The sequence below is a fragment of the Jiangella mangrovi genome (genome assembly GCF_014204975.1).
GTDB lineage: Bacteria > Actinomycetota > Actinomycetes > Jiangellales > Jiangellaceae > Jiangella > Jiangella mangrovi.
In genome coordinates this window covers 991,943-1,012,622 of sequence record NZ_JACHMM010000001.1, presented here as the reverse complement: position 1 = coordinate 1,012,622, position 20,680 = coordinate 991,943, and the positions used below count along the sequence as shown (strand labels likewise).

18 protein-coding genes and 1 pseudogene are annotated in these 20,680 nt (G+C 72.1%); 14 read left to right on the top strand and 5 right to left on the bottom strand.

The genetic code is table 11. The features are described 5' to 3' along the window. The first annotated feature begins 6 nt into the window (after positions 1-6). From HD601_RS04665 to HD601_RS04635, 7 genes are all read left to right on the top strand, one after another. Entirely contained in the window at positions 7-984 is a 978-nt protein-coding gene (locus tag HD601_RS04665) for a glycerophosphodiester phosphodiesterase family protein (RefSeq protein WP_184819772.1), read from the top strand. 132 nt (positions 985-1,116) lie between these two features. Further along, the gene (locus HD601_RS04660; protein ID WP_184819770.1) at positions 1,117-2,310 is read left to right on the top strand and encodes a right-handed parallel beta-helix repeat-containing protein; all 1,194 of its coding nucleotides are present in this window, start codon (positions 1,117-1,119) and stop codon (positions 2,308-2,310) included. Between the two features lie 118 nt (positions 2,311-2,428). Then, positions 2,429-3,733, top strand: a complete 1,305-nt coding sequence (locus tag HD601_RS04655; protein WP_184819768.1) for an MFS transporter — start codon at positions 2,429-2,431, stop codon at positions 3,731-3,733. A gap of 38 nt (positions 3,734-3,771) precedes the next feature. After that, positions 3,772-4,155 (top strand): metalloregulator ArsR/SmtB family transcription factor, encoded by a 384-nt coding sequence (locus tag HD601_RS04650; protein WP_184819766.1) that lies wholly within the window; start codon positions 3,772-3,774, stop codon positions 4,153-4,155. Next, on the top strand, positions 4,152-4,814 hold the full coding sequence (locus HD601_RS04645) for an SRPBCC family protein (protein ID WP_184819764.1): 663 nt from the start codon (positions 4,152-4,154) through the stop codon (positions 4,812-4,814). The genes HD601_RS04650 and HD601_RS04645 overlap by 4 nt, the downstream gene beginning before the upstream one ends. A 103-nt stretch (positions 4,815-4,917) precedes the next feature. Next, positions 4,918-6,159: an MFS transporter gene (locus tag HD601_RS04640; RefSeq protein WP_184819762.1), complete on the top strand. Its 1,242-nt coding sequence runs from the start codon at positions 4,918-4,920 to the stop codon at positions 6,157-6,159. Positions 6,160-6,399: 240 nt separating this feature from the next. Then, positions 6,400-6,987 carry a TMEM165/GDT1 family protein gene (locus tag HD601_RS04635; RefSeq protein ID WP_184829446.1) on the top strand — a complete coding sequence of 196 codons (588 nt, stop codon included), beginning with the start codon at positions 6,400-6,402 and terminating at the stop codon, positions 6,985-6,987. A 9-nt stretch (positions 6,988-6,996) separates the two neighbouring features. Here the strand turns inward: HD601_RS04635 and HD601_RS04630 are convergent, their stop codons facing one another. Next, entirely contained in the window at positions 6,997-8,616 is a 1,620-nt protein-coding gene (locus HD601_RS04630) for a phospholipid carrier-dependent glycosyltransferase (RefSeq protein ID WP_184819759.1), read from the bottom strand. 72 nt (positions 8,617-8,688) lie between these two features. Here HD601_RS04630 and rsmI point away from each other — a divergent pair, with 72 nt between their 5' ends. After that, on the top strand, positions 8,689-9,543 hold the full coding sequence (rsmI, locus tag HD601_RS04625) for a 16S rRNA (cytidine(1402)-2'-O)-methyltransferase (protein WP_184829444.1): 855 nt from the start codon (positions 8,689-8,691) through the stop codon (positions 9,541-9,543). Here the strand turns inward: rsmI and HD601_RS04620 are convergent. Continuing rightward, positions 9,531-10,442, bottom strand: a complete 912-nt coding sequence (locus HD601_RS04620) for a M48 family metalloprotease (protein WP_184819757.1) — start codon at positions 10,440-10,442, stop codon at positions 9,531-9,533. The two genes, rsmI and HD601_RS04620, sit on opposite strands and share 13 nt — an antisense overlap. Further along, positions 10,439-10,825 carry a BlaI/MecI/CopY family transcriptional regulator gene (locus HD601_RS04615; RefSeq protein ID WP_343076386.1) on the bottom strand — a complete coding sequence of 129 codons (387 nt, stop codon included), beginning with the start codon at positions 10,823-10,825 and terminating at the stop codon, positions 10,439-10,441. Before HD601_RS04615 ends, HD601_RS04620 begins: the two co-directional genes overlap by 4 nt. Positions 10,826-10,921: 96 nt before the next feature. Between HD601_RS04615 and HD601_RS04610 the strand changes: the two genes are divergently transcribed. Genes HD601_RS04610 through HD601_RS04600 form a run of 3 tightly spaced genes read left to right on the top strand, consistent with a single transcriptional unit; the run spans position 10,922 to position 15,033 of the window. Beyond that, complete coding sequence (locus HD601_RS04610) at positions 10,922-12,376, top strand: cytochrome ubiquinol oxidase subunit I (RefSeq protein ID WP_184819755.1); 1,455 nt, start codon at positions 10,922-10,924, stop codon at positions 12,374-12,376. A 13-nt stretch (positions 12,377-12,389) separates the two neighbouring features. Continuing rightward, complete coding sequence (gene cydB, locus HD601_RS04605) at positions 12,390-13,388, top strand: cytochrome d ubiquinol oxidase subunit II (protein ID WP_184819754.1); 999 nt, start codon at positions 12,390-12,392, stop codon at positions 13,386-13,388. A 19-nt stretch (positions 13,389-13,407) separates the two neighbouring features. Continuing rightward, positions 13,408-15,033, top strand: a complete 1,626-nt coding sequence (locus HD601_RS04600; protein ID WP_184819753.1) for a Na+/H+ antiporter — start codon at positions 13,408-13,410, stop codon at positions 15,031-15,033. Between the two features lie 25 nt (positions 15,034-15,058). Here the strand turns inward: HD601_RS04600 and HD601_RS04595 are convergent, their stop codons facing one another. Next, a complete protein-coding gene (locus HD601_RS04595) occupies positions 15,059-15,472 on the bottom strand; it encodes a PRC-barrel domain-containing protein (protein ID WP_184819752.1) in 414 nt (137 codons plus the stop codon). A gap of 109 nt (positions 15,473-15,581) precedes the next feature. On the opposite strand from HD601_RS04595, the gene HD601_RS04590 reads away from it, so the two are divergent. Together HD601_RS04590 and ligD are read left to right on the top strand one after the other, a co-directional pair. Next, a complete protein-coding gene (locus tag HD601_RS04590) occupies positions 15,582-15,854 on the top strand; it encodes a hypothetical protein (RefSeq protein WP_184819751.1) in 273 nt (90 codons plus the stop codon). A gap of 172 nt (positions 15,855-16,026) precedes the next feature. Next, positions 16,027-17,220: pseudogene (gene ligD, locus HD601_RS33425) on the top strand (non-homologous end-joining DNA ligase); the annotation flags it as partial. On the opposite strand, the gene HD601_RS33420 reads toward ligD, so the two are convergent. Further along, positions 17,202-18,017: a MerR family transcriptional regulator gene (locus tag HD601_RS33420; RefSeq protein WP_221440531.1), complete on the bottom strand. Its 816-nt coding sequence runs from the start codon at positions 18,015-18,017 to the stop codon at positions 17,202-17,204. The pseudogene ligD and the gene HD601_RS33420 sit on opposite strands and share 19 nt — an antisense overlap. Before the next feature lie 102 nt (positions 18,018-18,119). Here HD601_RS33420 and uvrA point away from each other — a divergent pair, with 102 nt between their 5' ends. Beyond that, positions 18,120-20,675 (top strand): excinuclease ABC subunit UvrA, encoded by a 2,556-nt coding sequence (gene uvrA, locus HD601_RS04580; RefSeq protein ID WP_184819749.1) that lies wholly within the window; start codon positions 18,120-18,122, stop codon positions 20,673-20,675. Positions 20,676-20,680: the final 5 nt, after the last annotated feature.

Genomic DNA, 20,680 nt, shown 5'->3' with positions numbered 1-20,680 from the left:
GCCGCCATGAACAGGCTCACCGGTCTCGCTGCCGCCGGCGCCGTCGCCGCGGTCCTGCTCCCGACGACCATGACGGCGGCCGGCGCGCCTGCCGTCCCCGCCGCGGAGCAGAACCCGTGGCTGGAACGCCGTGTCCTCAACATCGCGCACCAGGGCGGCGAGATCGAGGCGCCGTCGGACACCCTCTACGCATTCGAGACGGCGCTCGACAAGGGCGCCGACGTGCTCGAGCTCGACGTGCACGCCACGGCCGACGGCGAGCTGGTCGTCCTGCACGACACCACCGTCGACCGCACCACGAACGGCACGGGCCGGGTCGACCGGCTGACGCTGGCGCAGATCCGCGCGCTCGACGCGGCGTACTGGTTCGTGCCCGGCTGCGGGACGTGCCACGACCAGGACGCGGCCGCGTACACCCTTCGCGGCGTCGCGACCGGCGACCGGCCGGCCCCGCCCGGCTACACCGCCGAGGACTTCCGCATCCCGACGGTGCGCGAGGTGCTCGAGGCGTTCCCCGGCGTGCTCATCAACGTCGAGATCAAGCGCACCCGGCCCGAGACCACGCCGTACGAGCGCACCATGGCAGACCTCCTCGCCGAGTTCGGCCGCGGCACCGACACCGTCGTCGCCTCGTTCTCCGACAGCGCGGTCACCCGGTTCAAGCTGTACAACCGCGAGGTCAGCACGTCGCCGGGCACCACGCAGGCCACGGCGTTCTGGCTGAACACGCTCGGCCCACTGACCGGCATCACGCTGCACGGCCACCACGCGCTGCAGGTGCCGCCGTCGCAGTCGGGCATCCCGGTGGTCACCGCGGACTTCGTCGCCGACGCGCACCGCCGCGGCCTCGCCGTCCACGTGTGGACCATCAACGACCGCGCCGAGATGGAGCGGCTCATCGACCTCGGCGTCGACGGCATCATGACCGACCGGCCGACGCTGCTCGAGGACGTGCTCCAGGACCGCGGGATCGCCGTCGGCTGACGCCGTCGGGCTCGACCCGGCACATAACCGAACTCTCACGCCGTCTTGACCGAATCCTCCCGGACGGTCGGAAGCGTGGGGGCCATGAGAACCCCCCTCAGAACGGCGGCTGCGGCCGCGATCCTGATTCTCATGGCGACGGTGTTCGTCCCGGTTGCCGCACACGCGGCTCCCAACTGCGGCGCCGTCGTCACCACCAACACCACCGTGACGGCCAACCTCACCGACTGCCCCGGCGACGGCCTGATCATCGGGGCGCACAACATCACCCTCAACCTGAACGGCCGCACCATCGACGGCGTCGGGCTGGGGGTGGGCGTGCGCAACAACGGCTTCGACAACGTCACCATCCGCAACGGCACGATCACCGGCTTCGACCACGGCGTCGCGCTCAACCCGGGCACCGTCGGCAACCTGGTGACGGCGCTGACCGTGCGCGGCAACGAGGTCGCCGGCATCCAGCTGTCCAACGCCGACACCAACAACCGCGTCATCAGCAACACCGTCGAGCTGCAGTCGCAGCGCGGCATCGCGGTCCTGGGCGACTCCAACGGCAACGTCGTGCGCAGCAACACCGTCCGCAACAACGCCGACGGCATCCACGTCGAGAACTCGCTGAGCAACCTCGTCGAGCTCAACAACGTCAGCGCCAGCAGCGACCAGAGCGTCGAGATCCTCGGCGGGCGCAGCAACACGCTGCGGCAGAACACGATCACGACCGGCGGCGACGGCGCCATCGGCCTGACCAGCACGACGCTGAACGTCGTCGACAACAACACCGTCACCGGCAGCGGCGACACCGGCATCGAGCTGATGACCGCGCCGAGCAACCAGGTCATCAACAACCGGGTCTCCGGCAGCAGCGACTCCGGGATCCTGCTCACGTCGTCGAACGGCAACACCGTCCGCTCGAACAACCTCAACGTCAGCGGGCCCAACGCGGCCGGCGTCGAGCTGGTGTCGTCGAACTCGAACACCGTCCAGTCCAACGCGGCGAACTCGCAGCTCAGCCACGGCATCGAGCTGCAGAACTCGGCGTCGAACCGGCTGCTGAGCAACACCGCGAACAGCAACAACAGCTCCGGCATCTACGTCTCCGGGTCCGCGGGCGTCGCGGCGAACCTGCTGGAGGCCAACACCGCGAGCAGCAACGAGGGCGACGGCATCCACGTCGCCAACGCCGGCAACACGCTGCGCCGCAACATCGCCCGGCTGAACGGCGGCTGGGGCATCTACGCGGTCGCCGGCACCACCGACGGCGGCGGCAACCGGGCCAGCGGCAACGACGAGGCGGCCCAGTGCTCCGGGGTGGTCTGCACGGCCTGAGGCGAAACCTGGTGTGTGCGGCGGGCCGTCGGGCATAGTTCGGGCATAGTTCGGGACGACGGGCACTTGTACCTTGATTAGTCGCGCCGACGCGGCTGGACGAGAGGACGCTGTGCCCATGAACACCGAGGCCCGCCGCATTCAGGGCGTCTACATCACGCTGATGCTCGGCAACACGCTCGCGGCGTCGTTCATCTGGGGCATCAACACGCTGTTCCTGCTCGACGCCGGGCTGAGCAACCTCGAGGCGTTCGCCGCCAACGCGTTCTTCACCGCCGGCATGGTGCTCTTCGAGGTCCCGACGGGGGTCGTGGCGGACACCGTCGGGCGGCGGGCGTCGTACATGCTCGGCACCCTGACGCTGGCCGCGTCGACGGCACTCTACTACCTGATGTGGCAGATCAGCGCGCCGTTCTGGGCGTGGGCGCTGGTGTCGGTCCTGATCGGCCTCGGGTTCACGTTCTTCTCCGGCGCGGTCGAGGCCTGGCTGGTCGACGCGCTGCACTTCGCCGGCTACGACGGCAGCCTCGAGACGGTGTTCGGCCGCGGCCAGATGGTGTCCGGCGTGGCGATGCTGGGCGGGTCGGTGGCCGGCGGCGTCATCGCGCAGGCGACGGACCTGGGCGTGCCGTTCCTGATCCGGGTCGCCGTCCTGCTCGCGATGTTCGTGGTGGCGGGGCTGCTCATGCGCGACCTCGGGTTCACGCCGGACCGCTCGTCGGGGACGGCGAAGGCGGTGCGCGGCATCTGGACGGCGTCGATCGAGCACGGCCTGAAGAACCCGCCGGTGCGCTGGGTCATGCTGGCCGCGCCGTTCGCGTCGGGCGTCGGCATCTACACGTTCTACGCGCTGCAGCCGTACCTGCTGGAGCTCTACGGCGACCCCGACGCCTACTCCGTCGCGGGCCTCGCCGCCGCCGTCGTCGCCGGAGCCCAGGTGGTCGGCGGGTACGCGGCGCCGTACGCCCGCAAGATGTTCCGCAAGCGGACGACGGCGCTCATCCTGGGGACGGTGCTCAGTGCCGTCATCCTCGGGCTGCTGAGCATCACCGAAGTGTTCTGGGTCGCGCTGCTCCTGCTGGTGCTCTGGGCGCTGATCTTCGCCGCCGAGACGCCGATCCGGCAGGCGTACCTCAACGACATGATCCCGTCGAAGCAGCGGGCGACGGTGCTCTCGTTCGACTCGCTCATGGGCAACACCGGCGGGGTCGTCATCCAACCGATCCTGGGCCGTGCGGCCGACGTGTACAGCTACGGCACGTCGCTGGCCATCGGCGCGGTGTTCCAGGTGCTGGCCGCGCCGTTCCTGGTCGGCAGCCGGCGGCAGAACTCGCCCGCCGACGTCGCGGTCACCGTGCCCGCGTCGCCGGTGGCGGACACTGTGGAGGGCGCGTCGCCGCGGCCGTCGAGCGAAGAGAAGTAGCGTTGACTTATATAAGTGACAAGCGATAGGTTGCGGATGTGCATGCCTTCGACGTGCTCGGCGACCCGGTTCGCCGGCGGATCCTGGAGCTGCTCGCCGACGGCGAGCTGACCTCCGGCGCCGTCACGTCGGTCATCCAGCAGGAGTTCGGCATCTCCCAGCCGGCCGTCTCGCAGCACCTCAAGGTGCTGCGCGAGTCCGGGTTCGCGACGGTGCGGCCCGACGGCGCGCGCCGGCTGTACGCCGTCAGCTCCGAACCGCTGCGTGACGTCGACGCGTGGCTGGACCGGTTCCGGAGGTTCTGGACGCCGCCGCTGGACGCACTGGCCACCGAGCTGGCCAGGGGCAAGCGCGAACGCCGGCTGCAGCAGCAGGCCGGCCAGGACCCATCGCACCCCGCGGATCAGGAGAACACCCCATGATCGACGTCGCCCAGCAGATCAACTCCGTGCGCCGCCAGGTCGGCTCGCGCACCATCGAGCCCGGCGAGGCACGCACCGTCGTGCTCATCCAGACCTACTCCGCCGCCGTCGACGACGTGTGGGACGCCGTGACCAACCAGGAGCGGATCCCGCGCTGGTTCTCGCCGGTCAGCGGCGAGTTGAAGCTCGGCGGCCGGTACCAGGTCGAGGGCAACGCCGGCGGCACCGTCGAGCGCTGCGACCCGCCCAAGAGCTTCGCGGCCACGTGGGAGTTCAACGGTCAGACCAGCTGGATCGAGGTCCGGCTCGCCCCCGACGGTGACGAGCGGACCCGGCTCGAGCTCGAGCACATCGCCCTGGTCACCGACGACGGCCTCGCGTTCTGGGACCTCTACGGCCCCGGCGCCGTCGGCCTCGGCTGGGACCTCGCGCTGATCGGGCTGACGCTGCACCTCACCTCGGGCGGCGAGCAGGTCGACCCCAAGGCGGTCGAGGCCTGGACCGTGTCCGACGAGGGCAAGGACTTCATCTCGTCGGCCAGCGAGAAGTGGCGCGATGCGAACGTGGAGTCCGGCTTCGCCAGTGCCGAAGGCGCCCAGGCCGCCGCCGACCGGACGACCGCCTTCTACACCGGCACCGAGGCCCCCGCGGAGGGCTGACTCCTTGCGTCGGGAGGGAGTTCTCCTCGCTATAGCGGGTGAAAGTCCCTCCTGACGACCACGCGGCCGACGTTGTCGGACCCTCGCCTTAACGTTCCGCGGCATGACGACGGTGGCGGAGGCGGGCGCGGCGGTGCGCTGGCGAGGCGGGTACGGGCGATTGTGGACGGCGGCGGTGCTGTCGCGGTTCGGCGACGCCGTGCGCAATGTCGCTCTGCCGCTGGTCGCCGTGGGCCTGACGACGTCGCCGTTCGTGCTGTCGCTGGTGTCGACGGCCGGGTACCTGCCGTGGCTGGTCTTCGGGCTGCTCGGCGGCGCGCTGGCCGACCGCGTCGACCGCCGCCGGGCCATGTGGATGGTCGACGTTGCGCGGGGAGCGCTGGTGGCGGCGTTCGCGGTCGCCCTGGCGCTCGGCCACGCGCACATCGCGGTGCTGGCGATCCTCGCGTTCGCGCTCACCACGCTGCAGACCCTGTTCGACAACGCGGCCACGGCCATCCTCCCGGGGATCGTGCCGCGCGACGCCCTGCCCTCGGCCAACGCGCGGCTCATGACCGGGCAGGCGCTGGCAGGAACGTTCCTCGGCGCGCCGGCGGCCGGGCTCCTGGTCGGTGCGGGCGTGGCGCTGCCGTTCGCCGTCGACGCCGCGACGTACCTGGTCGCGGCCGCGCTGATCGCCTCGCTGCCACGGCAGGCGGCACCCAAGGTGACGACGGCGCAGGGCAGCACGCTGCGCGCCGACATCGCCGAGGGCGTCCGCCGGCTCTGGCGCGACCGGCTCCTGCGCGGCGGCTGCCTGGCGAACCTGCTCGGCAACCTGGTCATCGGCGGGCTGCAGGCGGTGCTGGTGCTCATCATCACGCGCTGGGCCGGCGCCTCCGACGTCGTGTTCGGGCTGGTCCTCGCCGCGTACGGCGCCGGCGGGGTGGTGGGTGGACTGGTCGCGACGCGCATCGGCCGATGGGTCGGCGGCGGAGCGCGGGCCATGGTGCTGGCGCTCGCCGCGCAGGCCGGCTGCCTGGTCGTCATCGGTGGCGTCGCGCACCCGGCGGCGACGGCGGCCGCGCTGGCCGTGTTCGGGGTGGCCGGCATGGTGATCAACGTGCATCTCGTGACGCTCACCCAGCAGCGCACACCCGACGAGCTGCTCGGGCGGGTCAGCTCCGCCCAGCGCACGCTCGGCACCGTCGGCGCGCCCGCCGGAGCCCTGGTGTTCGGCGCGCTGGCCGAGGCCACCGAGGTCAACGTGCCGGCGCTCGTGGGCGCGGCCGTCATGGCGGTGTCGGCGCTGGTCGTCCTCCACGCCACCCGTGCCGACCCGACGACACCATCGACGACACCATGACCAGAAGGTGAACGCCGGGGTGTGAGCCTGCGCACGTCGGCTGGATTCCTGATCCGCGATCCCGGTAAGCTGCACACAGCGAAGGGGAGTAGCCCCCAATGTCGCGGTCGACACACTGACGCTCCGGCGTCCGGCCGCGCGGCCTCTTTCGAGAGGCGGGCGAGACCTTCGACCACTGGCAGCAATGCCGGGGTCGGAGTCTCGCGTCTTCCGGTCCCGGCCGTGACCGGAAGGGATCCGATGGCCGACCTGTGGGCCGCGTTCCTCGTGAGCTTCGGCGTGATCTTCGTGGCCGAGCTCGGCGACAAGTCCCAGCTGATGGCGTTGACGTTCGCCACGCGCTACAAGGCGTGGCACGTCATCCTCGGCATCACCATCGCGACCACCGTCGTGCACCTGGCGTCGGTCGCGATCGGGTTCGGACTGGGCGAGGCGCTCCCCACCGGCTGGATCAACATCGTCGCGGCCGTCGCGTTCTTCGGCTTCGCCGCGTGGACCTGGCGCGGCGACACCCTGACCGACGACGAGAAGAGCAAGGCCGAGCGAGCCACCCGGGCCGCCGTCATCGCCGTCGGCACCGCGTTCTTCCTGGCCGAGCTCGGCGACAAGACCATGCTCGCCACCATCACGCTGGCCGCCGACCACGACTGGCTCGGCGTCTGGCTCGGCTCGACGGTCGGCATGGTCGCCGCGGACGCGCTGGCCATCGTCGTCGGCCGGTACCTCGGTCAGCGGCTGCCGGAGCGGCTCATCCAGTACGGCGCCGCCGCGCTGTTCGTGCTGTTCGGCATCTGGCTGCTGATCGAGGGGATCGCGGAGCTCACCTGACAGGAGCGCTCAGATCCAGCTGTCGAACCACATGCGGGCCCGCCAGTCGTCGTACGGGATCAGCTGGTCGACATGGATGGGGTAGAACCAGGCGGCCACCGCGATGACGATGAGCACGTATCCGCCGGCGACGGCGACACCGATCGCCCGCCGCCGTGGTGAGGCGTCGGGTGGCCCGATGATCAGGCCCAGCACGAACGTCACGGCCAGCACCAGGAACGGCGCGAGGGCGACGGCGTAGAAGTAGAAGATCGTCCGGTCGGTGCCGGAGAACCACGGCAGCCAGCTGGTCGTGAAGAACATCCACGGCACCCAGGTGGCGGTGAAGCCGGCCAGGACGGCACCGGCCCGCCAGTCGCGGCGGAAGAACCACCACCACAGGCACACCAGGATCGCCGCGAGGGCCCCCCACCACAACGGCGGCGTGCCCAGCGCGAGCACCGCCTGGCTGCAGCGTTCGACCTGGCAGCCGCCCTGCCCGAGGTCATAGCCCTCGTAGTCGAACGAGACCGGCCGGCCGAGGTAGAGCCACTCCCACGGCTTGGACATGTAGTCGTGCGGGGTGTCGAGGTCGCGATGGAACCGCAGCATGTCGTCGTGGTAGTGCCAGAGGCTGCGGGCCCAGCTCGGGAACAGTGAGCCGAACGCGGACGGCGCGTGCTCCGTCGCCCACTGCCGGCCGTAGCCGTTCTCGGAGAAGATCCAGCCCCACCATGACCCGACGTACACGACGACGGCCGTGCCGACCATGGTCAGGAAGGCCACCGGGCCGTCGCGCAGCATCGAGTTCAGCACCGGGCTCTGCAGCTCGGCCGCGCGCCGGGCGCCGACCTCCCACAGCACCGTCATGAGCCCGAAGACGGCGAGGGCGTACAGCCCGCTCCACTTGGTGCCGCAGGCCAGGCCGAGCATGAGGCCCGCCGCCAGCCGCCACGGCCGCCACCAGAACAGCGGACCGTCGCCGGGCTCGGTCAGGCCGCGGGCGAGGCGCGCCTCGGCCCAGTCGGCGTACTTGGCCCGCATCGAGTCGCGGTCGACGAGCAGGCAGCCGAACGCCGCCACGATGAACATCGTCAGGATGCCGTCGAGCACCGCCGTCCGGCTCATGACGATGGACAGGCCGTCGACGGCGAGCAGCAGGCCGGCGACGCAGCCCAGCAGCGTCGACCGGAACATCCGCCGGCCGATGCGCGCGACCAGGACCACCGTCAGGATGCCGCACAGGGCCACCGCGATGCGCCAGCCGAACGGGTCCATGCCGAACACCCGGATGCCCTGGCCGATGAGGAACTTGCCGACCGGCGGGTGCACGACGAACGACGGCTCGTTGAGGAAGACGTCGAGGTCGCCGTTGAGAATGCGTTCGTTCGCGTCTTCGGTGAACTTGCGCGAGTAGCCGAACAGCAGCTGCGAGTAGGCGTCCTTGGCGTAGTACGTCTCGTCGAAGATGATCTTGTTGGGGCGGCCGAGGTCGACCAGCCGCAGCACCGCCGCGACCACTCCGACCAGCAGCGGGCCGATCCAGCCCCAGACGCGGTCGGTGGGCATCGGCCGGACGAGGCGGGCGCGGATCGCGGCCGCGGACCTCGCCGTCACGGATGCCTCGGGGGCGTCAACCGTCTGGGTCACCGGGTCATCCTACGAGTGCGTCCTGTGAAGTCCGGTGCATCGCTGCGCGAGGATGGGCGGGTGGCGAACTCGATGACCGACGGCGTGCTGGTGCTCGCCGGCACCCCGATCGGCGACGTCGGCGACGCGCCGCCGCGGCTCGCGGCCGAGCTGGCGACGGCCGACGTGGTGGCTGCCGAGGACACCCGGCGGCTGCTCCGGCTGACGTCGTCGCTGGGTGTGACGGTGTCCGGGCGGCTGGTGTCGTACTTCGAGGGCAACGAGTCCGCGCGGACGCCGGAGCTGCTGACGGCGCTGACCGACGGCGCGCGCGTGGTGCTGGTGACCGACGCCGGCATGCCGTCGGTGTCCGACCCCGGCTACCGGCTGGTGGCGGCCGCCGTCGACGCGGGCGTGCGGGTGACGGCGGTGCCGGGGCCGTCGGCGGTGCTGACGGCGCTCGCGCTCAGCGGGCTGCCGGTCGACCGGTTCTGCTTCGAGGGCTTCCCGCCGCGCCGGCCGGGGGAGCGGGCGCGGGTGTTCGGGGCGCTGGCCGACGAGCCGCGCACCATGGTCTTCTTCGAGTCGCGGCACCGGCTGGCCGAGACGCTGCGCTCCATGGCGACGGCGTTCGGTGACGGCCGCGCAGCGGCGGTCTGCCGCGAGCTGACCAAGACGCACGAGGAGGTCAAGCGCGGTCCCCTGGCCGAGCTGGCCGGCTGGGCCGAGACCGACGGGCCGCTCGGTGAGATCACCATCGTGGTCGGCGGCGCGCCGCCGAGAGCCGCGGCGACGGTGGCCGACGCCGTCGCGCTGGTGGCCGAGCGCGAGACCACCGGCGTCCGGCGCAAGGAGGCCATCGCCGACGTCGCCCGCGAGCTGGGCCTGTCCAAGCGCGACGTCTACAACGCCGTCGTCGCCGCGAAGGACTCTGCTCAGGGGAGCTGAGCGGCGCGCGTCAGGGCCGCGAGCCAGGGGGCGGCGACGGCGACGGTGGGGACGACGACCAGCGCGGCGGCGACCGTGTAGGCGACCGCGGCGATCAGCCCCACCGGGATCCGGCTCTCCATCGACGACGGCGCCAGCCTGCGGATCCGCACGGCCGGGGTCACCGCGCCGGAGCCCAGCGCGCCGGCCGGGACCGGGGCGTGCGCGAGCCGGGCCAGCGCCCGCGCCAGCGGGACCGCACCGGAACGCCGTCGGGCGGCGTCGTCGGCGAGCATCTCGACCAGCCCGGACGCCGAGTCGAGCGCCACTGAGCTGCGGACCAGCCGTGGGAACGCGTTGTGCAGCACGCCGAACCCCTCGAGCACGAGGTCGTGCCGGGCCCGGGCGTGCGCCCGCTCGTGCGCCAGGACGGCGTCGACCTCGGCCTCGTCCAGCGCTTCCAACGTGGGTGAGGACACCACGACCCTGGGCCGGACGCCGGGGATGCAGTACGCCAGGGCCGGCGCCACGTCGACCACCACCGCCCCCGGTGCCCGCCCGTCGGACCGCCCGACCAGGTCGACGACGTGCCGCTGCCGCCGTCGCCGCGCCCGCAGCGTCATGCCCAGCGTGTGCGCCGACCACAGCAGCCGCGCCGCCACCACGACCGTCAGCAGCAACGAGGCGCCGTGCAGCACCAGCAGCCACCAGGACGGCGCCGGATGTCCGACCACCAGCGTCCCCGCCGACGCGCCCGCGCCGAGCGCCGACAGCACCGCCGCCAGCGCGACCGCCTGCCAGAGCACCAGGGCCGCCCGCGGCGCCCGCAGCGGCCACCGCGACCGCGCCAGCAGCGCCGGCGCCGGCCCGGCCAGCAGCAGGGCCAGGACCAGCAGCACGACGGGCGTCGTCTCCGTCACGAGGAACCCTCGACCGCCTCGACCGCTTCGAGCGCCTCGCGCAGTGCCCGCGCGTCGTCGGCGGACGCGGACCCGACGAACCGCAGCAGCGCCGCCGTGCGGTCGGACCCGTCGACGGTGTCGAGCGCCTCGTGCATGAGCTCGGCCGTCAGCTCGTCGCGCGAGACGGCGGGGCGGTAGCGGTAGGCGCGGCCGTCGCGGATCTGCTCGGCCGACCCCTTGCGGGCCAGCCGGTCGAGCACCGTCATGACCGTCGTGTACGCGACGTCGCGCGACCCGGCCAGCGCCTCGTGCACCTGCCGCACGGTGGCGGGGGTCTCGAACGTCCACAACAGGTCCATGACGGTGCGTTCGAGTTCACCGAGTCGGGCGCGTCCTGGCACATCTCACAGTCTACCGACCGCTCGTAGTACTACAGTAAGTCGTAGAATCTACGACGGAATGTAGTACCCCGGCGCCCCGAAGGGTCACGAACGAACATGGACGTGCTGGACCTCGCCCGCTGGCAGTTCGGCATCACCACGGTGGTGCACTTCTTCTTCGTCCCGTTCACCATCTCGATGGCGTTCCTCGTCGCGATCATGCAGTCGGTCTGGATGCGCACGAAGAGCGAGCGCTGGCTGCGGCTGACCAAGTTCTTCGGGAAGCTGCTGCTGATCAACTTGGCCGTCGGCGTGGTCACCGGCCTGGTGCAGGAGTTCCAGTTCGGCATGAACTGGAGCGACTTCAGCCGCTTCGTCGGCGACGTGTTCGGCGCGCCGCTGGCCATGGAGGCGCTGCTCGCGTTCTACCTCGAGTCGGTCTTCGTCGGCGTCTGGATCTTCGGGTGGGGCCGCATCCCGCCGAAGATCCACCTCACGACCATCTGGGTGACGGCGTTCGGGACGCTGCTGTCGGCGTACTTCATCCTGGCCGCGAACTCGTTCATGCAGAACCCCGTCGGCTACGAGATCGACGAGGCGGCCGGATGCGCCGAGCTCACCGACATCTGGGCCGTGCTGACGAACAAGGTGCTGCTCGTCACGTTCCCGCACACGATCTTCGCCGCGTTCATGGTCGGCGGCGGAGTGGTCGCGGCGGTGGCGATGTGGCACCTGGTGCGCGGCGCGCGCAACCCTGACGACGCCGCCCCCGGCGCACCGTCCGACCGGGGCGCCTTCCGCACCGCCCTGCGCATCGGCGCCGTCACCGTCCTCATCGGCGGCATCGGCGTCGCGATCACCGGCGACACCCAGGGCAAGGTCATGACCGAGGTGCAGCCGATGAAGATGGCGTCGGCCGAAGCGCTCTACGAGACCGCGCAGCCGGCGCCGTTCTCGCTGTTCACCGTCGGCACGCTGGACGGCAGCGAGGCGCTGTACTCGATCGAGGTCCCGCAGCTGCTCTCGTTCCTCGGCACCGGCTCGTTCGACGGCCAGGTCGAGGGCATCAACGACCTGCAGGCGCAGTACGAGGAGCTGTACGGGCCGGGGGACTACAGCCCGAACATCCCGGTGACGTACTGGACGTTCCGCATGATGATCACCATGGGCGGGCTGGCCGGGCTGATCGCGCTCTGGCAGCTCTGGGCCACCCGGCGCGGACGGGTCCCGGCGTCGCCCTGGGCGCTGCGCGCGGCCGCCGTCCTGCCCGTCCTGCCGCTGGCCGGCAACGCGTTCGGCTGGATCTTCACCGAGATGGGCCGGCAACCCTGGCTGGTGTTCGGCCTCATGCGGACCGAGTCGGGCATCAGTCCCAGCACCAGCGCCACGACGGTGTTCGTCTCGCTCGCCGCCTTCACGGTGTTGTACGCCGGCCTGACCTGGCTGTGGGTGTACCTGCTGCTCAGACACGCCCGGCCCGGCCTGCCCGACGTGACGCCCACCGGCGGCGACGCGGAGCCGGACCAGCCCGATGAGGCCGACGCCGACAAGCCGCTGAGCTTCGCGTACTGAGAGGACGGACACGATGGAATCGACCACGCTCTGGTTCCTGCTCATCGCCGTCCTCTGGACCGGCTACCTGGCGCTCGAGGGCTTCGACTTCGGCGTGGGCCTGCTGACCCGCCGGTTCGCCCGCGACGACACCGAGCGCCGGGTCCTCATCAACACCATCGGACCGGTGTGGGACGGCAACGAGGTCTGGGTCATCACGGCCGTCGGCGCGACGTTCGCCGCCTTTCCCGAGTGGTACTCGACGGCATGGTCGGCGTACTACCTGCCGCTGCTGCTGATCCTGCTGGCGCTGATCGGCCGCGGCCTGGCGTTCGAGTACCGCGCCAAGGGCGACACCGACAGCTGGCGCCGTCGCTGGGACCTGGTGATCTTCGTGGGTTCGGCGGTCCCGGCGTTCGTCTGGGGCGTCATCCTGGCCGGGTTCGTGCAGGGCCTCCCGCTGGACGCGCGGCACGACTTCGTGGGCGGCTGGGCCGACCTCGTCACCCCGTACACGCTGCTGGGCGGCGTCGTGACGCTGGCGCTGGCGCTGCTGCACGGCACCCACTACGTCGCGCTCAAGACCGTCGGCGACATCCGGGTCCGGGCGCGGCGGCTGGCCGGGCGGCTCGCGGTCCCGGTCGGTGTCGTGCTGGCGGCGTTCCTCGCCTGGACGCTGCTGCGCGACGACACCCCGTCGCGGCTGGCGGCAGCCGGCGCGCTGGTGACGGTGGCGGCGGTCGCGGCCGGGGCGACGGCGATCGCGCGCGGCCGCGAGGGGTGGGCGTTCGTGGCGACCTTCGCGGCGGTCGCCGGCACCGCGGTGACGCTGTTCGCGGCGCTCTTCCCGGACGTGCTGCCGTCGACCCTCGATGCGGCGAACGGCCTGACGACGGCGAACGCGTCGTCGTCGGACTACACGCTGACCGTGATGACCTGGGTGGCGGTGCCGTTCGTCCCGGCGGTGCTGATCTACCAGAGCTGGGTCTACTGGATGTTCCGCAAGCGGATCGGGGTCCAGCACATCCCGTAGGCCGTTAGCCTGCTGATCGATGCAGTTGCTGCTCGTGGTGGTGGGCGCGATCGCGGTGACCGCGGTCGCCAACCGGCGCGGGCTGCAGCCGTCGATCGTCGTCGTGGTGCTGGCGTCGCTGGTCTCGTTCATCCCCGGGCTGCCGCGGTTCGAGTTGGACCCGGAGCTGATCCTCAGCGTCGTGCTGCCGCCGCTGCTGTACTCCGCGGCGCTGGACTTCAGCGTCTACAGCCTGGCCCGCAACCTGCGCCCGATCCTGTCCCTCGGCATCGGCATGGTGGTCGTGTCGACGCTGATCACCGGGGCCGTGGCGAACTGGGTGGTCCCGGGCCTCGGGGTGGTATCGGCGCTGGTGCTGGGCGCGGTCGTGGCGCCGCCGGACGCCGTGAGCGCCGTCGCCATCGGGCGCAAGCTCGGGCTGCCGAAACGGCTGATGACGATCCTGACCGGCGAGAGCCTGGTCAACGACGCCACCGCGCTGACCATCTTCACCCTCGCCGTCGCCGCGGCCACGGGCAGCCACCCGTTCATCGACAACGCGATCCTGCTGTTCCTGTACTCAGCGGCGGTCGGCTGCGCGGTCGGCCTGGCGCTGGCCGCGGGCGTGCACTGGGCGCGGCAGCGGCTCGGCGACAGCGGCCTCGAGACCGTCCTCGGCCTGGTGGTGCCGTTCGCGGCGTTCCTGTTCACCGAGGAGCTGCACGCCTCGGGCGTCCTCGCGGTGGTGACGGCCGGGTTCTGGCTCGGCCACCACGACGCCGATGCCGGCTTCGCGACCCGGTTGCAGGGACGCCAGGTCTGGCGCAGCCTCGACACGTTGCTCGAGGCGCTGGTCTTCGCCTACATGGGCCTGCAGTGCCGGTTCGTCTTCGCCGACCTCGGGCTGACGGACGGCGAATGGTGGCGGTTCGCGCTGGCCGCCGGGGCGGTGCTGCTGGTGGTGCTGCTGGTCCGGCCGTTCTGGGTGTTCCTCACCTACGGCCAGCGGGTGCTGCGACGGCGGTACCTGCCGTTCCGCAGGCGACGCCGTCGACCCCGGACATACCAGCCGTTGCCGCGTCCGTACCTGCTGGTCATCTCGTGGTCGGGCATGCGTGGCGTGGTGACCCTGGCGGCGGCCGCCGGCGTCCCGGCCACGACGGCGTCCGGCGCGCCGTTCCCCGGGCGCAGCACCATCCAGGCGCTCGCGTTCGTCGTCGCCGTCGGGAGCCTGCTCATCCAGGCCCCGACGCTGCCGCTGCTGGTCCGCCGGCTGCACCTGAACGCCGACGACGAGCAGGCCGCCGAGGCTGAGGCGCAGCGGCTGGCCCGGCAGATCACCCGGTCCGCCGCCGAGGAGACACTGCGCGACCTGCTGACCCACCCGCCGCCCGGAGCGGACCCCGTCGTGCTCGGGTCCATGCGCGACCGGATCGCCGCCGCGATGCGGGCCCGGAACTCCGCCGACGACGCCGACGCGGAGGTCGAGCTGGCCGAGCACGCACCGGCCATGCGCGCGACCATGCTGACGGTCCGCCGCGAGATCCTCGCCGCCCAGCGCCGTGCGCTCACCGCGGCGCGCGACGCCGGCGACCTCGACGACGAGGTCATGCGGCGCGAGCTGGAACGCCTCGACTACGAGGAGGCGGCCGCGGCGGCGGACTGAACCGCTGCCGCCGTCGCCCCCGTCGTCACAGGTAGAACGGGTAGGCGGGGTAGGCGTAGCCGGCCGCCCAGAACGGCGGGTAGCCGTAGTAGCCGTACAGCTCCTCGAAGTACTCGCCCTGCGGCACCAGGCCCGGGTCGTAGGCCGGTGCGCCCGCCACGTGGCCGCGCTCCTGGGCGATGTGCACCTGCTCGTCGACCTTCACCACGGCGTCGACCGGGATGAGCTGCTTCTTCTCGCCAAGGCCGAGGAAACCGCCGGAGCCGACCTGCAGGAACCGCACCTTCAGCTCCTGCGGGTCGATGACGAGGTCGTCGACGGTGCCGACCTCGTCGCCGTTGCGGTCCACGACCGGCCGGCCGCGCACGTCGTCCTCGATCTTCACGGTCAGGTCGGAATCGGCAAGGTGAACGAGCGAACGCGGGATGTCGGTGGTCATCGGAACTCCTCTCGATCACGTGGATCTGGGTGGTCCGTACCCCGTCTGGGCCGGATTGTCACCGCCGCATGGGATCGTGGGTGCTCAGGCCGCCTTCCGGGAGGTGCCCATGAGGGGTGACAGGGTCGAGATCGTCATCGACGCCGGCGACACCACGCGCAGCTACGAGATCACCGCCACCCGGGCCGGGCGCCGGGTCGACGTCAGCATCGGCCGCGGCGTGGTCGTCGTCGCCGAGGTCACCCGCTCCGGCACGCCCGTGCGGACCGCCCGGTTCATGTCCAGCCGCGTGCTCGCCCTGGTGGAGCATCCGGTCGCCGAGGCGCCGCTGGCCCAGGACGCCGCGACGCCGCCGCCCCCGCCGCAGGCGACGCCGTCGTGACCTGCCGGCACCGCCGCATCGAACCCTGACCGCTCGGCCTTGGCACGCCGGAGCGCTCCACACATGCCGCATCTCGGGCGCGATTGGTCGCTTCCGGCGTGCCAAGGACGACGCTCGAGCGTGCCAAGGCGTGAACCGACCGGCTGTCACCCCGTCCCTCTAAGGTGGGTTCATGGCGTCGTCCTCGAAGGTGCTCGAGGTCGCCGGACGCGAGGTGACCATCACCCATCCGGACAAGGTGGTCTTCCCCGACGGCGGCCACACCAAGCTCGACCTCGTCACCTACTACCTGGCCGTGGCCGAGGGTGCGCTGCGCGGCGTCGAGGGCCGGCCCATGATCCTCAAGCGGTTCGTCAAGGGCATCGACCAGGAGGCGTTCTTCCAGAAGCGCGCTCCCGACAAACGACCCGACTGGGTCGAGGTCGCGACGCTGCGCTACCGCTCCGGCACGTCCGCCGACGAGGTCGTGGTGCGCGACGCCGCGGCCCTGGCCTGGGTGGTCAACCTCGGCTGCATCGACCTCAACCCGCACCCCGTCCGCGCCGAGGACCTCGACCGCCCCGACGAGCTGCGCATCGACCTCGACCCCAACCCGGGCATCGAGTGGGCGCAGATCATCGACGTCGCCCTCGTCGCGCGCGAGGTGCTGCAGGACCACGGGCTCACCGCCTGGCCCAAGACGTCGGGCTCGCGCGGCTTCCACGTCTACACCCGCATCGACCCGCACTGGTCCTACCGGCAGGTACGCCTGGCCGCCGAGTCCGTCGCCCGCGAGGTCGAGAACCGCGCGCCCGGCATCGCGACCGCCAAGTGGTGGAAGGAAGAGCGCGAAGGGGTCTTCGTCGACTTCAACCAGAACGCCAAGGACCGCACCGTCGCCTCGGCCTACTCCGTCCGCGCCAAGGCTGACGCCCGTGTGTCCATGCCGCTGACCTGGGACGAGGTGCCCACCTGCCGGCCCGAGGCGTTCACCCTGGCCACGGCCGCCCAGCGCTACGAGGACATCGGCGACCCCTGGGCCGGCATCGAGACGTCGGCCGGCTCGCTCGACCGGCTGCTCGAGCTGGCCGAGCGCCTCGGCCCGGCCGAGAAGCCGCCCAAGGGCACCGGCCGGCGCACCCAGACCATGCCGCTCATCGAGATCGCGCGGGCCAAGACCAAGAACGAGGCCATGGCCGGACTCGAGCGCTGGAAGGAGAGGCATCCCGACGTCGTCGCCGACCTCGCGCCCGCCGACGTCCTGGTCGACGGCATGCGCGGGCGCAGCTCGCTCTGGTACCGCATCCGCGTCAACCTGCAGCACGTGCCGGAGGACCGCCGGCCCGAGCAGGAGCCGCTCGAGGTCGACTACGACCCCTGGGCCGGCACGCCCTGGGCCAACGCCGGCGAGGCCGTGCGCGAGGCTCGCGAAGCCGCCGCCGCGGGGTCCGACGGCGCCGGCGGTTCCGACGGTTCCGACGACAGGTAGGCGAACAGCCGGCCGGCGCCGTCGAGCATGGCCAGCGACCGCGCCGTCAACTGCTCCCGCCGCTGCGCCAGAACGGCCTGCAGCGCCTCGGTGCTGCCGGTACGGCGCAGCTCGCCGAGCACCGACCCGACCTGCGCCAGCCCGTAGTAGCTCTGCCGCAGCAGCAGCACGAGCTGCGCGTCGCGCACGTCGTCGGGGGAGTAGGTGCGGTACGACGTGCCCGGCTCGCGCGACGGGGTGAGCAGCCCGGCCGCCTCCCACGTGCGCAGCGCCGACGGCCGCACGCCCAGCAGGCGGGCGGCCTCGCCCACGCGCAGTCCGGACGCGACCCCGGCCGGAGCCGCCGCGGACCCCGTCGTGACCCCGCCGGCCAGAGCCGCCAGCGCCGCGGCCGTCCGGTGCAGCCGGCGCCGCTGGTCGTGCAGGTCGGCGTGCGCCGCGTCGACCAGCGCCAGCGCCCCGGGGACGTCGCCGTCGTGGACCGTCCGCATGATCGACCGCGCGGCGATGACGCCGAACCCGGGCACCAGCGACCGGAAGGTGAGCAGCGCCTCCAGATGCCGCTCGGAGAACTGCCGGTATCCCGACGCGGAGCGCGGCACCGGAGGCAGCACTCCGGCGTCCTCGTAGTTGCGGACCTGCTGCGCCGAGACGCCCACCGCCTGGGCCAGATCGGCAGGCCGCAACGCTGCCACCGTCGAGCCCTCCTTCACCACGGTACTTGAGACTCATCCTTGCAGTTCAGCCAGCATACGAGGCCAACCTTCAATAAGGAGTTCAATGAGAGACTTGAAGGTATGGATTTCGGCGAGATCAGGGTCACCAACGCCCGCCTGCACAACCTCAGGAACGTCACCGTCGCCATCCCGCGCAACCGGCTGGTCGTGCTGACCGGCCTGTCCGGGTCCGGCAAGTCCACCCTCGCCTTCGACCTGCTGCACCGCGAGGGCCAGCGCCAGTACCTCGAGTCGCTCGGGCTGGTCACCATGCAGATGAGCAAGGCGCCGGTCGACTCCATCACCGGCCTGTCGCCCTCCATCAGCATCGACCAGTACCTCACGAACCGCAGCCCGCGGTCCACGGTCGGCACCGCCACCGAGGTCTTCACCTACCTGCGCCTGCTCTGGGCCCGCGCCGGCCACCGGCCCTGCCCGGCCTGCGGCGGCGCGCTGCTGCCCAGCTACCAGGAGGGCGACGACGACCCGTGGGACGACGAGTCCGGCGAGCCGCGCGACTCCGAGACCGTGCCCTGCCCGCACTGCGGCACCCCGGTCGCCGACCTGGTCATGGGCGACTTCTCCTTCAACAAGCCGGCCGGCGCGTGCCCCACCTGCACCGGTCTCGGCGTGGTCATGCGGCCCGACGTGTCGTTGCTCATCGACGACGGCGTCAGCGTGGCGGAGGGCGCGGTACTCGGCTGGCAGCCGGTGCTGACCGACCGCAACATCCCGATCCTGCAGGCCGCCGGCACGCACTACGGGTTCGAGTTCGACGCCTACGTGCCGGTCCGCGAGCTGGGCCTGGCCCAGCGCGACCTGCTGGTCCACGGCGTCGAGAGCCCGCAGTTCCGCCGCCACGTCGACGCGTCGGCGCAGCCGCCGCGGACGGTGTCCGCCGGCCGGTTCGAGGGCGTGGCGACGGCGGTGCTGCGCCGCTACGCCGACCGCATCGAGGACGCCGGCTACCGCGAGAGGACCGAGCGGGTGCTGCGCCAGGAGACCTGCCCCGACTGCGACGGCACCCGGCTGCGGCCCGAGAGCCGGAAGGTCACCGTCGCCGGGCTGACCGTCGTCGACGCCGCCCGGCTGCCGCTGAGCGAGCTGGCGGCCTGGATCGACGCGCTGCGCGACCGGGTCACCGCCGAGGAGTGGCGCTTCGCCGAGCCCGTGGTCGCCGACCTCCACGAACGGGTCCGGCGGCTGGTCGACGTCGGCGTCGACTACCTCACCCTCGAGCGCGCCACGCCCAGCCTGTCCGCAGGCGAGGCGCAGCGGCTCCGGCTGGCGGCGCTGCTCGGGTCCGGGCTGACCGGCGTGCTCTACGTCCTGGACGAGCCGACCATCGGCCTGCATCCGGCCGACAGCGCGCGGCTGGTCGACGTGCTGCGCCGGCTGCGCGACCTCGGCAACACCGTGCTGGTCATCGAGCACGACCTCGACGTGCTCCGGGCCGCCGACCACGTCATCGACATCGGTCCCGGCGCCGGGCGCGACGGCGGCCGGGTGGTCGCGGCGGGGACGCCCGACGAGGTGGCCGCGACCGAGGGCTCGGTGACCGGGGCGTACCTGTCCGGGCGGCTGCGGGTGCCGTCGTCGTCGACGCTGGGGGCCGACGGCGGCAGCGGCGGTCCCGCGCTGGTCGTCCGGGGCGCACGCGAGCACAACCTGAAGGACGTCACCCTCGCGCTGCCCCTGGGGCGGCTGGTCGCCGTCACCGGGCCATCGGGGTCGGGGAAGTCGTCGCTGATCCTCGACCTCGTCGACAAGGCCGGCCGCCAGCGCTTCCACGGCGCCGGCGACCCGCCCGGCGACCACGACGGCATCGACGGCTGGGAGCACCTGGACAAGGTCGTCACCATCGACCAACAGGCGGCCGGGCGGATGCCCCGGTCCAACGTCGCGACCCTGTCCGACGCGTTCACCCCGATCCGCGAGGCGTTCGCCGCGACCGACGGTGCGCGGTCGCGGAGCCTCACCGCCGGGCACTTCTCCTTCAACGTGCCCGGCGGGCGGTGCGAGCGGTGCACGGGCGCCGGGGTGCTGACGGTGTCGATGCACTTCCTGCCCGACGTCCAGGTGCGCTGCCCGATCTGCCGCGGCCGCCGGTTCACCCGCGACGTCCTGCACGCGCGGTACGGCGGCCTCGACATCGCCGAGGCGCTCTCGCTGACGGTTGCCGAGGCGGTCGAGGTGTTCGACGGCGTGCCCGCGGCGGCGTCGCGGCTGCGGCTGCTGGCCGACGTCGGGCTCGGGTACCTCCAGCTCGGCCAGCCCACGACCACGCTGTCCGGTGGCGAGGCGCAGCGCATCAAGCTGGCGAAGGAACTGGCCCGGCGGTCGACGGGACGCACGCTGTACCTGCTCGACGAGCCGACCACCGGCCTGCATGTCGACGACGTCGCGCGGCTGCTCGGCGTGCTGCGGCGGCTGGTCGACGCCGGGAACACCGTCGTGGCGATCGAGCACGACCTCGACGTCATCGCGGCGGCGGACTGGGTGGTGGACCTCGGGCCCGCCGGCGGTGCGGCGGGTGGGCGGGTGGTCGCCGAGGGGACGCCGTCTGCCGTCGCCTCGACGCCTGCGTCGCGGACCGGCGCGTTCCTGCGCGGCAGGCTTGACCTCAACGTTGGTTGAGGTTG